This window comes from Amycolatopsis sp. cmx-11-12 (assembly GCF_046269425.1).
Taxonomy (GTDB): Bacteria; Actinomycetota; Actinomycetes; order Mycobacteriales; family Pseudonocardiaceae; genus Amycolatopsis.
Window position 1 is genome coordinate 1 of the sequence record NZ_JADNQM010000018.1, and the last position, 15,069, is coordinate 15,069.

8 protein-coding genes are annotated in these 15,069 nt (G+C 69.0%); 2 read left to right on the top strand and 6 right to left on the bottom strand.

Annotation, left to right across the window (positions count from 1 at the left end):
* Positions 1–127: 127 nt before the first annotated feature.
* The 4 genes from ACLARN_RS23585 to ACLARN_RS23600 all read right to left on the bottom strand — a co-directional run bounded on the left by ACLARN_RS23585 (position 128) and on the right by ACLARN_RS23600 (position 9,354).
* Positions 128–1,396: an MFS transporter gene (locus ACLARN_RS23585; RefSeq protein WP_409493628.1), complete on the bottom strand. Its 1,269-nt coding sequence runs from the start codon at positions 1,394–1,396 to the stop codon at positions 128–130.
* Entirely contained in the window at positions 1,389–2,660 is a 1,272-nt protein-coding gene (locus ACLARN_RS23590; protein WP_409493629.1) for a glycosyltransferase, read from the bottom strand. Before ACLARN_RS23590 ends, ACLARN_RS23585 begins: the two co-directional genes overlap by 8 nt.
* A gap of 57 nt (positions 2,661–2,717) precedes the next feature.
* Positions 2,718–3,998 (bottom strand): cation:proton antiporter, encoded by a 1,281-nt coding sequence (locus tag ACLARN_RS23595; protein ID WP_409493630.1) that lies wholly within the window; start codon positions 3,996–3,998, stop codon positions 2,718–2,720.
* A gap of 73 nt (positions 3,999–4,071) precedes the next feature.
* Positions 4,072–9,354, bottom strand: coding sequence for an acyltransferase domain-containing protein (locus tag ACLARN_RS23600; RefSeq protein WP_409493631.1), 5,283 nt, complete (start codon positions 9,352–9,354; stop codon positions 4,072–4,074).
* 225 nt (positions 9,355–9,579) lie between these two features.
* On the opposite strand from ACLARN_RS23600, the gene ACLARN_RS23605 reads away from it, so the two are divergent.
* Entirely contained in the window at positions 9,580–11,241 is a 1,662-nt protein-coding gene (locus tag ACLARN_RS23605; RefSeq protein WP_409493632.1) for a (2,3-dihydroxybenzoyl)adenylate synthase, read from the top strand.
* Positions 11,242–11,298: 57 nt separating this feature from the next.
* On the opposite strand, the gene ACLARN_RS23610 is transcribed toward ACLARN_RS23605, so the two are convergent.
* Positions 11,299–12,312 carry a methyltransferase gene (locus ACLARN_RS23610; protein WP_409493633.1) on the bottom strand — a complete coding sequence of 338 codons (1,014 nt, stop codon included), beginning with the start codon at positions 12,310–12,312 and terminating at the stop codon, positions 11,299–11,301.
* 156 nt (positions 12,313–12,468) lie between these two features.
* Between ACLARN_RS23610 and ACLARN_RS23615 the strand changes: the two genes are divergently transcribed.
* On the top strand, positions 12,469–13,731 hold the full coding sequence (locus ACLARN_RS23615; RefSeq protein ID WP_409493634.1) for an FAD-binding protein: 1,263 nt from the start codon (positions 12,469–12,471) through the stop codon (positions 13,729–13,731).
* Here ACLARN_RS23615 and ACLARN_RS23620 read toward each other — a convergent pair.
* Positions 13,695–15,059 carry a pyridoxal phosphate-dependent decarboxylase family protein gene (locus tag ACLARN_RS23620; RefSeq protein ID WP_409493635.1) on the bottom strand — a complete coding sequence of 455 codons (1,365 nt, stop codon included), beginning with the start codon at positions 15,057–15,059 and terminating at the stop codon, positions 13,695–13,697. The genes ACLARN_RS23615 and ACLARN_RS23620 overlap by 37 nt on opposite strands.
* Positions 15,060–15,069 lie beyond the last annotated feature (10 nt).

A 15,069-nucleotide genomic window follows, 5' to 3' on the forward strand; every position in this document is an offset into this window, starting at 1 on the left:
GCCCGGCCCCGCGGCTCCAACCTCGTGAAACGACCCGAAATCCGCTCATGGACCCGACCCAGCTCAGCCACCACCATGTCCATCACCCGCAACATCATCCACTACCCATGCGAGTGCCGTTGCAGTACTAAGCCGCCCGAGGGACCACCGGCTCCGGCGAAGAACCCGAAGAATCCGAAGGGTCCGAAGGGTCCGAAGTGGACGAAGCCCCCGAAGCAACCGAAGCAGGAGCAGTAGCCGACGCGAAGAGCCCGATGATCCCGAGCGGCACCAACAGCAACGTCAGCGCCGTACTGATCCCGAACGTCTGCGCCAGCCACCCGAAGATCGCGGGTCCGGCGAGCACCCCGGCGTTGTGCAGGGTGCTGTACCGCGCGATCGCCAGGCTGGTGTTGGACTTCGTGCCGTGCCCGACGGCGCTGGAGATGATCGGGATCGCCACGGCCAGCCCGACGCCCGTCATCGCGAGTCCCGCCAGGCCGAACCAGACGCTCTGCACCATGACGGCGAGCAGGACACCGGCCGCGGTCATCGCCATGCTCCATCGCACCAGCGCCACCGCGCCGAATCGACGGTGCAGCCGGTCGCCGATCAGCCGGGTCCCGGTCTGCGCCACGATGAACGCGAAGTACCCCAGCGACGCGAGGTTCGCCGCCGCGCCGCGTTGCTCGCTCAGGAACACACCGCCCCAACTGGAAACCGCGCCTTCGCACAGCGCGACCGCCGCGCCGAGACCGCCGAGGACGATCACCGCACGAGTCCAGCCGGAGAAGAAGCCGACCTTCGGCGCGCGCTCGGCGACGGCCCCCGAACGAGCTTCCGTCAGCAGCCAGCGACCGCTGAACAGCGCGATCGCGACGAGGACCACCGAGACGACCCAGAAATGGGAACTCAGCGACCATTCCGCGCGGACCGCCAGCACCGTGCCGCCCGAGCCGAGCAACGCGCCGATCCCCCACACCGCGTGGAGGCTGTTGAGCACCGGCCGCCGTACCCGCCGTTCCACCTCGACGCCCTGTGCGTTCATGGACACGTCGAGAAGACCCGCGATGATGCCCCAGGTCAGCATGCCGAGACCGGCGGTGATCGCGCCGGGCATCGCCGCCATCAGCGGCAGGAACCACGGCAGTACAAGGGAAGTGACGCGGATGACCGCCCGGCTGTCGAGATGGTTCGACAGGTGACCCGCCAGCTGCATCGCCAGCAGTACGCCGACGGTCTGGGCGAGCAGCACCATACCGAGTTCGGCGAAGTTCAGCCCGAGTTCGATCCGCAGCTGCGGCACCCGCGCGAACCACGAGCCGAGCATGATCCCGACCATCAGGAAGATCCCCGAGATCGCGATCCGCTGCCGCCGCACGTCCTTCACCGGATGGATCTCCAGCCCGCTACTCATCGCCGCTCGCCACACCGGACGCGTCCCCGAAGCCGGACTCGCCGGTCCAACTGCCCACCTCGACGTGCGCGTTGAACGGCTTCCCTTCGGCGTTGCGCATCGGCGGCCGCCGGTGCGCGAGGTGCAGGAAGACGTCGTCGTACTGCGTGACGTCGCCCGCCGCGGAAATGCGGTAGAGCATGTCCTCGTCCTCTCCACCCCAGCCCTTGTAGCGCTCGTCGAAGCCGCCGATGCGGGTGAAGATCTCCGGCCGCGTCCACAGGCACGCGCCCGGGACGTCGCGCAGCAGCAGCCCGCGCGCCCCGGCCAACGGTGCTTCCGGCGTGTTCTCGCCGCATCGTCGTTCGATCAGCCAGTCGCTCGAAGGGCCGTCCAGCGACAGCATTTCGGTATGCGGCAGATGCGCGTCGGCGCGCTGGTCGGCGAACCGCGCGTGGTTGCGCTCCAGGAATTCCCGGTCCACCAGGATGTCCGCGTCGAGCAGGCATAAAGTCCTTGCCGCGCCGAGGGTTTCGCGCACGCCCACGTTCAGCGTCCAGGACTTGTTGAACAGCCCTTCGCCCTCGATGTGCACGTAATGGTCGACCAGTGGCTCGACGACGTGCTTCCACCGCGGCTTCTCGTCGAACTCGACCACCGTCACCCGATACCGATCAGCCGGGAACGTCTGGTCGCGCAACGCGAGCAGGCACGCGGTCAGGTTCCGGATCCGGCCCGCTCCGTCCCGATCGGACAGTGGGACGACGACGAGGATCTCGTCGCCGGTCCCGGACGGCCGCGAGCGCACACCACGAGCGAGTTCCGTCAGCCGGTCGAGGCCGGCGGGCTCGGACTCCGGTTCGTAGAGCCTGCCGCGGAAGTAGTTGATGTAGACGTTGTCGTCCGCGGCGTCGGCCTCCTGAGCCAACTTCGAGGCGAGCGAGGGGTTTTCGTCGAGCAGCGCGACGACGCGTTCTTCGAGCCGCCGTTCGGCGAACGTGTCGGTCGGCTGCGCGACGAGCCGCCGGTACGCGAGATCGTGACCGATCTCGGCTTCGAGCGGGTCGACCACGGCACGGTAGAAGCGTTCGCTGTGCATCCAGTAGTCGGCGGCGACGTCCGGTACCGCGGGATCATGGGCCAGGACGACGTACCGGACGATCCGCCCCGCGAGATCCGCGCTGCCCGGCTCGGCCTTCCAATAAGCCGACGCCGAAGCGAAAGTCTTGCCGCCCGTGCGGATCGGCCGGATCTGCATCGGATTGGTCGCCCGTAACACGCACATCGGGCTACAGTCACAGGGATGCGGTTGCACTGCTCCTCCGTCCCTCGTTTTCCTTGGTTACTCGGACACCGAGCGTGACAGCCGGTCGCGAGGCGGAACGTCTTCTTGATTGCCGACGATCTCGGAGTTTTCCCGCCGGATGAGAAACCGCATCAGCGGTCCCGTGATCGCCGTCGTGACGACAGCGACGAGCACGAGAATGGTGAACCCCAGTTGATTGACGAGCCCGTATTTCAGCCCGATCGTGGCGACGACGAGTTCGGTGACACCGCGGCAGTTCATCAGCGTGCCGAGCTGGATCGCCTGCCTCCCCGGCAATCCCGCCAGCCTGGCCGCGCCGCCGGCGCCGACGAACTTGGTCAGCTGCGCGACCACCAGCACCCCGGCGAACAGCAGCCAATGCGACACCTCCGTGCCCAGCAGGCCGATCGACGTGCTCAGCCCGACCAGCGCGAAGAACAACGGCAGCAGGACGACGACGGTGAAGCCGCGCAACTGTTCGCTGATCCGTTCCACGATCGGGCAGTCGCGGGGAACGGCGGTGCCGAACAGGAACGCGCCGAGCAAAGCGTGCAGGCCGAGCATCTGGGTCAGCACGGCGAAACCGATCGCGCCGACGAGCAGCACCACGGTCATGACCTTTTCGGACTCGATCCGCGTCACCAGTCTGCTCAACACCCGGCGTACGACCAACTGGGTGCCGACGACCAGTGCCACGGCCAGGATCGCCGTGGTGACGACGTTCCCGCTGCCGTGAACCCCGGTGCCGACCAGGATCAACGTCAGGGTCAGCCAGGCGATGCCGTCGCCGATGGCCGCGCTGGTCAAGGAAAGCGCGCCGAGGCCGGTCCGTTCGATCTTGAGGTCGACCAGGATACGTGCCAGCACGGGCATGGCGGTGATGGCCAAGGCGAGCGCGAAGAACAGGACGAAACCCGCTTTCGGCGCTCCGGCTCCGGCGAGTACGGACGACGCCGCGAACGCGACACCGATCCCTGCGACGAACGGCAATCCCATCCCGCCCAGCACCACCGCGCCGACCAGCGACTTCCGTTCGATCCGGTCGGTCCGCAGTTCGCAGCCGAGCAGGAACATGAACACGACGAGCCCCAGCTGCGCCGCTCTGTCCAAATTGGACAGGACCTCGGGTGAGAACAGCCAGGCGCCGCCCGACGGCCAGATCAGGCCCAGTACCGAAGGCCCCAGCAGGAGTCCGCCGACGATCTCGCCGAGCACCGGTGGCTGGCCCAGTCTTCGCAGTACCTCCCCGCAGAAATGACTGACCAGCAAGATCGCGCCGACGGCGAGCAGGAACCGGGTGATCGGTTCGACGGCCATGGACCCACCTCTCGAAAGACGCGCAGAAGGGCGCGGGCGGCCACGAAAGCCACCCACGCCCTTCTGCGGGGGATCAGGCCGCTTCGGCCTGGTTCTCTGCCAGTTCGGCGAGGCTGGTGTAGATGTGGTCGGACACCGCGGCCACGGTGGGCTTGGCCCACAGGATGGTCGGCGGGAGGTCCATCCCGTAACGCCGCTGCAACCGCACCCGCAGCGCCACCGTCATCACCGAGTCGACGCCGAGTTCGACCAGCGGCCGCTTCAGCTCGATGTCACCGGCCTCCAGGTTCAGCTCCGCCGCCACCTGCTCGCGGACGTCGCCGGTGACCTTCTCACGAGCGTCCTCTTCGGACAGGTTCGCGAAGTCGACGGTGAACCCGTTGCCCGCGTTGGCCTCGGCGCTCTCGTCGACCACCGTGAGCTCGCGGAACATCGGCAGCTTCCGCTGGTGCGGCGGGGTCGGAAGGACCCGCAGCACCGCCTGGTAGTCCGAAGAGAACCGGTCGCCGAACGCCCAGGCCCGGAACGCCTCCGAAGCGGAAACGGCTTCCAGGCCACGGGAGTTCGCCTCGAGCATGGTCGTCGCGATGTCCTGCGACAGACCGACACCGCGCCACGCCGTCCAGCCGAGGCTGATGGTGTCGTTGGTACCGCCCGAGTTGCGGTGCGTGGCCAGCGCGTCGAGGAACGAGTTGGCCGCCGCGTAGCTCGCCTGCCCGGAGAGACGGGCGAACTGGCCGCACGAGGAGAACAGGACGAAGAAGTCGAGCGAACCAGCCGGGAAGAGCCGGTGCAGCACCAGCGCCCCGCCGACCTTCGGCGCGAACACGTCGCGCAGCCCGTCCTGGTCGACCTTGTCCACCAGCGCGTCGTTGACGACACCGGCCGCGTGGATGACACCCGTCACCGGCGGAAGACCCAGCGCACCCGGCGCGAGCGCCGACGCGACCGCGTCCTCGTCGGTGATGTCCAGCGCCAGCACGCCGACCGTGACACCCAGCGCTTCGAGCCCGAGGACGCTGTCGATCTGGTGCCGCACGTCCGGGTCGGTCACCGAAGGCCAGTCCGCGCGCGGCGGCAGGCCACGGCGGCCCGCCAGCAGCAGGCGGCGGGCGCCGCGGTCGACCAGCCAGCGGGCGACTTCCAGCCCCAGCCCGCCGAGACCACCGGTGATCAGCACCGTGCCCGAAGGCGAGCAGTGCAGCGGGGATCCGTCGGCGCTGCGGGTGATCTGGCTCAACCGAGCCACTTCCGCGCCTTCGCCGGTCAGCGAGATGACGTCCTCGTCCCCGGCCGGGCCGCGGAACACGTCGATCAGCCGCGCACCGAGGTCCGAAGCCGTGCAGTGCTCGACGTCGATCGTGCCGCCCCACAGTTCCGGGTGCTCGCCCGCGACGATGCGGCCGACACCCCACAACGGACCGTGCGCGACCGAACGCTCGTCGGTGCCCTGCCGGACGCCGCTGGTCACCGCCCAGATCCGCTGGGTCGCGACCTTGCCCTTCGATATCGCCTGCAGTTCCGCGATCCGTTGCGCGGTGCGGATGAGCGACCACGTCGCGCGCTCGGTCGCGTCCTCCAGCCGCTCGCCTTCCGCCGCCCGCGAAGGCGCGACGACCACCGCGCCCGGGTTCGCGAACAGTTCGGCGGTGAGGTCGAGCGGTTCGCCGTCGATGGCCACCTCGACCGCGGTGGCGGTGACCCCGGCGGCGGTGAACTGCTGCACCAGGGTGCCGGTGGTGGCGGGCGGGCCGACCACGACGATCTGGTCGAGGTCCGAAGCCAGCGTGGCCTCGGGCAGCTCGTGCCAGGTGACCTCGTGCACCAGGTCGCGCGGCAGGACCGCGGTGCCCAGATGCTCGACCGCCGCGAACTTCAGGCCGATCACCTCGCTGACGATGTCGCCGTCCTCGTTGGCGACCAGCACGTCGACGGTGTCCTCCGGCGACTTCGGCGACCGCACGGCGTGCACGATGATCCGCGCGGGCGGCTCACCCTTCCACGCCACCTTCTCGATGCCACGCGACATCCACAGCACGGTGGCGTGGCCGGGCGAGACCACCATCGCGCTGATCGTCAGCGCGGCGTCGATCACGTGCGCCCAGCTCGTCGCCAGCTTCGCGGGCGGCGCGACGCAGTCCATCAGCGCGAGCTGCTCGACGTCGTCGTAGTACAGCTCGCTCATGTCCCACGGGAACGCGTAGCCCTCGACCCCCATGCGGCCGAACATCTCGTCGGCCTTGGTGAGCGATCCCGACGGCAGGCGGTCGCGGATCGTGGCGAACTCGATCCGCCCCTCCGGCACCCTCGCGCTCGTGTCGATGGAGGCGGTGGTGTGCGTGATCCACTCGTCGCTGTCGGCGCTGGTCTCGTCCGCGACGCGGGTGGCCAGCGCGAGCGACCGGCCCTCCTTGACGATCTGGACGATGCGGGCCGGCTGCACGGCGAGCGGGGTGCGCAGCACGATGTCGGTCAGCGCGGGCGCGATCTCTTCCTCCGCCGCGAGGGCGAAGGTGTTGATGATCGACGCCGCCGGGGTGACCTCGACCCCGACCAGGCCGTGACTCTGCGGATACGGACGGCTGTCCATGTCGAGCCGGGTCTGCCAGACCTGCCGCGACGGCGCGCCGGACACGGTCATCCGGCCGCCGAGCAGGCTGTGGCTCTCCGGGTCGTGCCCGCTGCCGAGGCCGGTGTCGGCACCGGTCTCCGGGAAGATCCAGTACGGCCGGTGCTGCCACGCGGCCGCCGGGATACCCAGCAGGTCACCTTCGGGGAAGTCCCGCGTCCAGTCGATCTCGACGCCCTGGACGTGCAGTTTGGCCAGGTTGTGCAGCAGCGTGCCGACCTCGTCGGTGTTGCGGCGCAAGGTGGCGCAGCCGGCCAGGTCGTCGATGCCGAGGCTCTCGGCGGTCTCGATGATGGAGTGCGAGACGACCGGATGCGACGAGATCTCGACGAACACGCGGTGCCCGTCCTCGAACGCGGCCTCGACCGCTTCGGCGAAGCGGACCGGGTTGCGCAGGTTGCCCGCCCAGTAGTCGCCGTCGCGGGCGACGCCGGATCGCGGGTCGGTCAGCGCGGTGCTGTAGAGGCTGACCGACGGCGTGCGCGGGTTGAGCTGCCGCGCCGCGGCCGCGACCTCTTCCAGTACCGCGTCCACATGCGTGCTGTGGAAGGCGATGTCGGTGTCGACGACCCGCATGTCGATGCCCTCTTCACGCCATCGCGTGACGAGTTCCGCGATCGCGCCCTTGTCACCGGAGACGACGGTCGACGTCGGGCTCGCGGAGATCGCCGCGACGAGGTCGGGGCGGTCACCCAGTTTGGCCTGGGTCTCGGTGAACGAAAGGCTCGCCAGCACCATGCCGCCGTCGCCCTCCAGCCGCTGCAACGCGGCCGCGCGGCGGCAGGCGAACCGGGCGGCTTCGAGCAGGTCGAGCGAACCGGCGGCCACCGCGGCGGCGATCTCGCCGACGGAGTGCCCGATGATCGCGCCCGGTTTGACGCCGCGGCTTCCCCACACCTCGGCCAGGCCGACCTGCATGGCGAAGGTCAGCGCCTGGACGTGCGCGGCGGTCCACGGGCCGCCGTCGAGGATCGCCTCACGCGGCGTCCAGCCCAGTTCCTCGCGGTAGACACCGGCCAGCGAGTCGATCGTGGCGGCGAATCCGGCGTGCTCGGCGAGCAGCTGACGGCCCATACCGGACCACTGCGAACCGTGCCCGGAGAAGACCCACACCGCGCCGTCGCTCTGCTGTCCCGCGCGGGCGAGCAGGATGCCGGACGCGGGTTCGTCGACCGCGAGCGCGCGGAGCCGCTCTGTCAGCTGCTCGGTGGAGGCGGCGATGACCGTGCCGCGCTGCGGAAGGTGCGAACGCCGCTGCGACAGCGTGTACCCGATCGAGGAAAGGGACGCCTGGGGGTTGGCGTCGATCCAGTCCGCGACGGAACCGGCGAGCGCGCGCAGACCGGCCTCCGACATCGCGGAGATCGGGAAGACCTTCCGCGTGCCGTCGCTGGTTTCCTTACCGGACTTGAGTTCCGGCTGAGCGGGGCCCTCTTCGAGGACGACGTGGGCGATGGTGCCGCCGACGCCGTAGCTGGACACACCGGCGCGGCGGGTGTGCTCACCGGCGGGCCACGGGGTGTTCTCGCCGACCAGCTTCAGCCCCGACGACGGGTCGGAGATCGCTTCGTTCGGCTCGGTGTGCAGGCTCGGCGGGATCTGCTCGTTGCGCAGCGCCAGCACGGTCTTGATCACGCCGGTGATACCGGAACCACCCTCGACGTGCCCGATGTTCGGCTTCACCGAACCGACGAGGCAAGGGTTCTCCGTCGACCGCACGGCGCCGATCACGGCGGCCAGCGCCTCGACCTCTTCACCGTCGCCGGTCGGGGTGCCGGTGCCGTGCGCCTCGACGTAGTCCACAGTGGACGGATCGACGCCCGTGCGTTCGTAGACCTCACGCAGCATGTGGGCCTGTGCCTCGGCGTTCGGCGCCATCATGCCCTCGGACCGGCCGTCCTGGAAGACGCCGCTGCCGCGGATGACGGCCTGGATCGGGTCGCCGTCGCGGATCGCGTCCGAGAGCAGCTTCAGCACGATGACGCCAGCGCCCTCACCGCGGCCGTAACCGTCGGCGTTCTTGTCGAAGGCCTTGCTGGTGCCGTCCGGCGACATCGCGCCGGCGCCCTCCAGCGCCACGTTCAGCGCCGGGGTGGCCATGATGTTGACACCACCGACGAGCGCGATCGACGTCTCGCCGGTGCGCAGGCTCTGCGCGGCGATGTGCAGCGCCGTCAGCGATCCGGCGCACGCGGTGTCGACGGCCATGCTCGGGCCGCGGACGTCGAGGAAGTAGGAAACGCGGTTCGCGATCCCGTAGAACGTCGTGCCGTTGACGGCGTACGCGCCGGTGAGGGGAATGTCCTCCAGCAGGCGGCGGCCGTAGTCGTTCGAGTTCGCGGCGACGAACACACCGGCGTCGGAGTTGCGCAGCGCGAGCGGCGGGACACCCGCGTCCGCCAGCGCTTCCCAGGCCAGTTCGAGGATGAACCGCTGCTGCGGGTCGAGGAAGTCCGCCTCACGCGGGGAAATACCGAAGAAGTCGGCGTCGAACCCCTCGATGTCGTCGAGGAAGGAGCCGCGGATCGTGGTCCCCCTCAGGATCGCGGTCGCCTGTGGACTGCTCGCCGCGTAGGACTTCCACCGCTTTTCGGGCATGTCACTGACGGTGCTCTTACCATCGGCCAGGAACTCCCAGAACTTCTCCGGGGAGTCGAGGTCTGGAGCGAACCTGCAACTCATACCGATGATCGCAATGGCTTCGTCGGGTGCTTTGTACTCGCTCAAGTCCTCGCTCCTCGAAGTAATAGGTCGCCTGAGGCGGAGACAACACAAAATTCCGGCGTCTCGTTGTACGGACAGCGTCTGCCCTGGCGCCTCGCTCCGGCATCTCCTCGACTGCTTGCGCGGGATCCTCGAGCGATCTCCGAGTGCGTGCGCAAGGTTCGAGACGCCCGCCCCTACGTCGCGTCCCTAGGGTCCGGTCGGGACCCCTATCGAGGAGGAGCAGCCATGCCGGGATCAGCGGGGCGGTCGACCGGAACGGGAGTCGTGCCGTGGCCGAGGAACGTCGCGGACCGCTATTTCGCCGAGGGCTATTGGGAAGGCCGGTCACTGGGTACGCATTTGGCCGACACCGCGAGGAAGTACCCGGACGAGGTCTGCCTCGTCGACGGGGACATACGACTGACGTTCCGTGACCTGCTGGCGAAGGCCGACGGTGCGGCGATCCGGATGAGCGCGGCCGGGATCGGCGCCGACGACCGGATCGTCATCCAGCTGCCGAACTGCTGGGAATTCGTCGTCACCACACTCGCCTGTCTGCGACTCGGCGCGGTTCCGGTGTGGACGATGCCGCAGTTCCGCGAGCACGAGATCGGCGGTATTCTCGCCAACGCCGAGGCCACCGCGATCGTCGTCCCGGACGTCCACAAAGGATTCGACCACCAGACGCTGGCTCACGAGGTCTTACCGGACGGGCTCGTCTTCGTGGTGGGCGAGGATGTCCATCCCGGCAACATCGATCTTCGCGCGTTGTTCGTGGCAGACGAGCCCGTCGAGGTCTCGCAGGCGCTCGACGCCGCCGCGCCGAACGGCAGCGCAGTCGCGACTTTCCTGCTTTCGGGCGGGACGACCGGCCTGCCGAAGCTGATCCCGCGCAGCGGTGACGACCTGAGTTACATGATCAAGACGGCGTCGGAGATCTGCCGATTCGGGCCGGACACCTCGTATCTGGTGGTGCTGCCGCTGGGACACGGGTTCGCCAACACCGGGCCGGGGATCCTCGGTGCGCTCATGTCCGGCGGGCGGGTCGTCATCGCGCCGTCACCGGCGCCGCAGCAGGCGTTGCCGCTGATCGAGAGCGAGCGGATCACCGCGACGTCCGCGGTGCCGGCGATCCTGCACCGGTGGATCGAGTACCTGGACACCGATCCCGGTCTGGATCTGTCCACTTTGGAGATGATCCAGATCGGTGCCGCCAAGCTCGATCCCGCTTTGGCGGCGCAGGTGCGGCCCAAGCTCGAATGCACGCTGCAGCAGGTTTTCGGGATGGGAGAAGGACTCCTGTGCCTGACGCGGCTCGATGACCCGGACGACCTGATCCTGCACACCCAAGGTCGCCCGATCTCGCCGCACGACGAGATCCTTTTGGTGGACGAAGAAGGCACGCCAGTCCCTCCCGGCGAGCCGGGGATCCTGCTGGTCCGCGGGCCGTACACGACACGCGGCTATTACCGCTCGCCGGAGTTGAACGCGCGCTCGTTCGTCGACGGCTGGTACAACACCGGCGATATCGTCCGGATGACACCCGAGGGCTACCTGGTGGTTTCCGGGCGGGAGAAGGACGTCATCAACCGCGGCGGGGAGAAGATCAACGCCGAGGAGATCGAGACGTTCGCCCTCGAACTGGACGGTGTCGAGCACGCGGCCGCGGTCGCGATGCCGGACGCCGAACTCGGCGAAGTCGTCTGTCTCTACGTTGTCGCCACGAAAGCTGTTTCCCTGCAAGATGTTCACGCGTTGATGCTCGCCGCGGGCGCTGCCCGGTTCAAGCTCCCGGAGCGACTGGTCGTCGTCGACGCCCTGCCCACCACGGGAATCGGCAAGGTGGACAAGAAGGCGCTACGGGCCGATATCGTCTCGCGCCTGACACAGGTCGCCGACGCCGCCTGAAAATCCGTGAAGGCCTCCTTCCCTACCCTCAAGGTAGTGAAGGAGGCCTTCACGGACCTACGCCTTGGCCAATTCCACAATGGACATGTACGACTTCTGCCCCACCTTGTGCGTCCCGCGCACCCGGAGCCCGGCCCGCCGCGCCAGCTCCGCCAGTTCGGACAGACCGCGTTCCTTGCCGCCGTTGTAAATGAGCATGCGCAGGTCCATCCCGGTGTTCGGGGTCTCGCCGTCGGAACCGATCGCCTCGACCAGCAACACGACGCCGTCGTCCCCGGCCGCCTCCGCGCAGCGCTTCAGGATCGCGACGGACGGTTCGTCGTCCCAATCGTGGATGATCGCCGACAGCACGTACGCGTCCGCGCCGGCGGGCAGCGGGTCGAAGAAGCTTCCCGGCACGACGTCGACCCGGTGGGCCTGGCCGTTTTCGGCGAAGCGCTCCCGCGCGTTCGCCGCCGGGCCCGGCAGGTCGACCAGGGTGCCGCGCAGTTTGGAGTGCTTGAGCAGCAACGCTTCCAGCAACGCGCCGCTGCCACCGGCGACATCGACCACGTGACCGAGGCTCGCCCAGTCGTAGGCGTCGACAATTCCCGAGTTGTCCAGCGCGATGTGGTGCCCCATCAGCGCGTCGAACGACGCCGAGAGTTCCGCGTCGCCGCTGAGGTCGTCCCAGAACGGGACGCCGTGGCGCACCGAATAGGACTCCTCACCGGTCTTCACCGCGTGCGCGAGGTCTACGAAACTCAAGTCGCCCTTGCCGATGGCGCCGTTCATGTCGAGCCACTTCCGCTTGCTGCGCGGATGGCCGTCCCGGAGCTGCTCGCCCAATTCGGTCGCCGTGTAAGCGCCCGAATCGTCCCTGGTGAACAGGCCGACGGAAACCAGGTGCAGCAGCAAGCGGTCCAGCGCCCCCGCGTGCGTGCCGGTGACCGCGGCGAGTTCGGCCGGGGTGCGCGCCCTACCGGCGATATGGTCGGCGACGCGCAACGTGGCCGCCACGCGGACCGCCATCGGTGTCGCCAGATCCGCCAACGCCCTCAGCCCGAGCCGTCCCGCGTCGTCGACCGACATTTTTGCTCCCTTCGCCCTTCGGCCAGGCTAGGGGCGAGAGGTGCGGCGACGCTTATCCACGACTGCTCGCAATCGGGAAGAGGCGTGCCACTGTCCGCGGCCGATACCGTCGTTCACCGAGGAGAGGGCAGTTCCCCGGACCGGAGGTCGCATCCCGTGGCACACCACGATTTCGAACCCCGGCTGGCGATCCCCGGACGCGGAGCCGTGGCACTGCCCGAACTCGCCGGAACGCTCAGCGTCCGCGAACGTGACCTCGCGGACGCTGAGCGGGACTTCGGCGGCCATGTCCACCGGCGCCCGCTCGCTGTCGCCTTCCCGGCCACCGCGGTCGACGTGGCGGCACTCGTGCGCTTCGGCCGGACACACGGAATCCCAGTCGTGGCACGCGGTGCCGGGCATTCGGTCGACGGCCAGGCGCTGACCGGCGCCGGAATCGTCATCGACATGTCGACACTCGGTGGGGTCCGCCCGTTCGGGCCGGACCGGATCAGCGTGGACGCGGGCGCACGCTGGCGCGCGGTCGTCGAGGCGACCCTGCGCACCGGCACCGTCCCGCCGGTACTCCCCGACTACCTGGACCTTTCCGTCGGCGGTTTGCTGTCCACCGGCGGATTCGGCGGTGCGAGCCACCGGTGCGGCTCGCAGGCCGACAACGTCCACGACCTCGACGTCGTCACCCCCGACGGTGAACTGGTGACCTGTTCGCCCACCAGCGACGCGGCACTCTTCGACGCCGTCCGCGGGACGCAGGGGCGGCACGGGATCATCACGCGCGCCACCGTCGCGCTGACCCGGGCACCCGCGAAGGTCCGGCGGCATCGCCTGACGTATCACGATCTCGGCGCGTACCTCGGCGATCAGCGGCGGCTGGTGGATGAACTCCGCTTCGACCATGTGGACGGTCAGGCGCAGTACGTGGACGGGCGCTGGCGTTTCGTCCTCGAAGCGGTCTCCCCGCAGTCGCCGCTGATCGACGACCTCCGGCACGAGTCCGCCGAGGTCGTCGAAGCGACCTACCGGGAGTTCCTCGACCGGATCCAGCCGATCGAGGCTCAGCTGCGGGCGACCGGTTCGTGGTACCACCCGCATCCGCGCGCGAACGTGCTGCTGCCGGGAAAGCACGCGGAAACCGTTCTCGCTGAGGCTTTTTCCGAGCTGACGCCCGAGATGCTCGGCGTCGGCGGCAGCGTCTTGCTATATCTCTTCCCGACCGCGCGGGTGTCCGCTCCCCAGGTCCCGACCGCGCGGGATCCGTACACCGTGCTGTTCGGCGTCCAGCGGACCGCGCCGCCCGGAGATTCCGTGACGCTGCAACGTATGCGCGAAGCCAACGCCGCACTGCACGCGACCGCGCGGCGTCTCGGCGGCGCGAGCTACGCCTATCCCCTGGGCGTTACGGACGCCCAGGCCGCCTGAATCGCGGCGACACTGCGGTCGACGTCGGCCTCGGTCGTGCTCCAGCTGGACACGGAGACGCGCATCAGGCGCTGGCCGTGCCAGGTGGTCGCACCCATCCAGCACTCACCAGACCGCTGCACGGCTTCGACGACTCGGTCCGTTTCGTCGCCGAAGCTGACGAGAACCTGGTTCAGCACCACGTCGTTCACGACGGTGAAGCCTGCTTTGGTGAGCTGCTCTGCGAACCGCCGCGCCAGCGCACAGCAGCGCTCGACCATCTCGGCGATCCCCGCGCGGCCCAGTTCACTGAGCGCCGCCCACGTCGCGAACCCCCGCGCCCGGCGGGAGGACTCGGGCACGAAATTGCTCGGCGCTCGCACCTCGCCGTCGCTCTGGCCGGTCAGGTATGCGGCCGTGAGCGCCATCGCGGCCGCATGCGACTCGGGATGGGCACAGAAGGCATAGCCGCTGTCATAGGGGACGTTGAGCCACTTGTGCCCGTCGACCGCCCACGAATCCGCTCGCTCGACCCCCGCGACTAGAGGACTACTTGCGGGGTTGGCGGCCGCCCAGAGCCCGAAGGCGCCGTCGACGTGGACCCAGGCACCGTGCCGATGGGCGATCTCCGTCGCGGCGGCGAAGTCGTCGAAAGCGCCGCTGTTCACGTTCCCGGCCTGAAGGCAAACGATTGCGGGCCCGTCGAGCGCCTGGTCAAGGCCGGCGATGTCGATCGCGCCCTGCCCGTCGGCGCCGACGGGCGTGACGGCGTCGGTGCCCAAGCCGAGAAGACGCAAGGACCGGTCGATCGTCGCGTGGCGCTCCTCGCTCGCGATCACCTTCAGCGGCGGTGCCCCGTTCAGGCCGCGGCGCTCGACGTCCCATCCGGCCTGTGCCAGCACGTGATGACGAGCGGCGGCCAGGCAGACCGTGTTCGCCCCCTGGCCGCCGGTCACGAACCCGAAGGAAGCGGTGGACGGCAGGCCGAGAACGTCCTTCAGCCACTCACCCGCCACGTCCTCGACGATCGCGGCGGCCGGTGACGTGACCATGTTGAAAGCGGACTGATCCCAGCCGGTCGCCAGCATGTCGGCCGCCGTCGCGGCGTCGAGGGCGCCACCGGTGACGAACCCGAAGTACCTCGGCCCGGTGGTCGCCACCAGCGCGGGCGCGACGGCTTCGGCCAGCGTGCCGATGACGTCGGCCGCCGGGACAGGATGCTCGGGCAGTTCGCCGAGTGCGTCGCGGATGTCTGTTTCCTTCGGGAAGACCGGCCCGTCGGCCACGCTTTCGCGGTAGTCGGCCACCCTCGCGGCGACCTCGGCCAGCAGACCTCGCAACTCACTCATCGGACGGCTC

Bases quoted from the DNA above. Each gene is read 5' to 3' on its own strand.
- ACLARN_RS23585 (WP_409493628.1), bottom strand. From the start codon at position 1,396: ATGAGTAGCGGGCTGGAGATCCATCCGGTGAAGGACGTGCGGCGGCAG.
- ACLARN_RS23590 (WP_409493629.1), bottom strand. From the start codon at position 2,660: ATGTGCGTGTTACGGGCGACCAATCCGATGCAGATCCGGCCGATCCGC.
- ACLARN_RS23595 (WP_409493630.1), bottom strand. From the start codon at position 3,998: ATGGCCGTCGAACCGATCACCCGGTTCCTGCTCGCCGTCGGCGCGATC.
- ACLARN_RS23605 (WP_409493632.1), top strand. From the start codon at position 9,580: ATGCCGGGATCAGCGGGGCGGTCGACCGGAACGGGAGTCGTGCCGTGG.
- ACLARN_RS23610 (WP_409493633.1), bottom strand. From the start codon at position 12,312: ATGTCGGTCGACGACGCGGGACGGCTCGGGCTGAGGGCGTTGGCGGAT.
- ACLARN_RS23620 (WP_409493635.1), bottom strand. From the start codon at position 15,059: ATGAGTGAGTTGCGAGGTCTGCTGGCCGAGGTCGCCGCGAGGGTGGCC.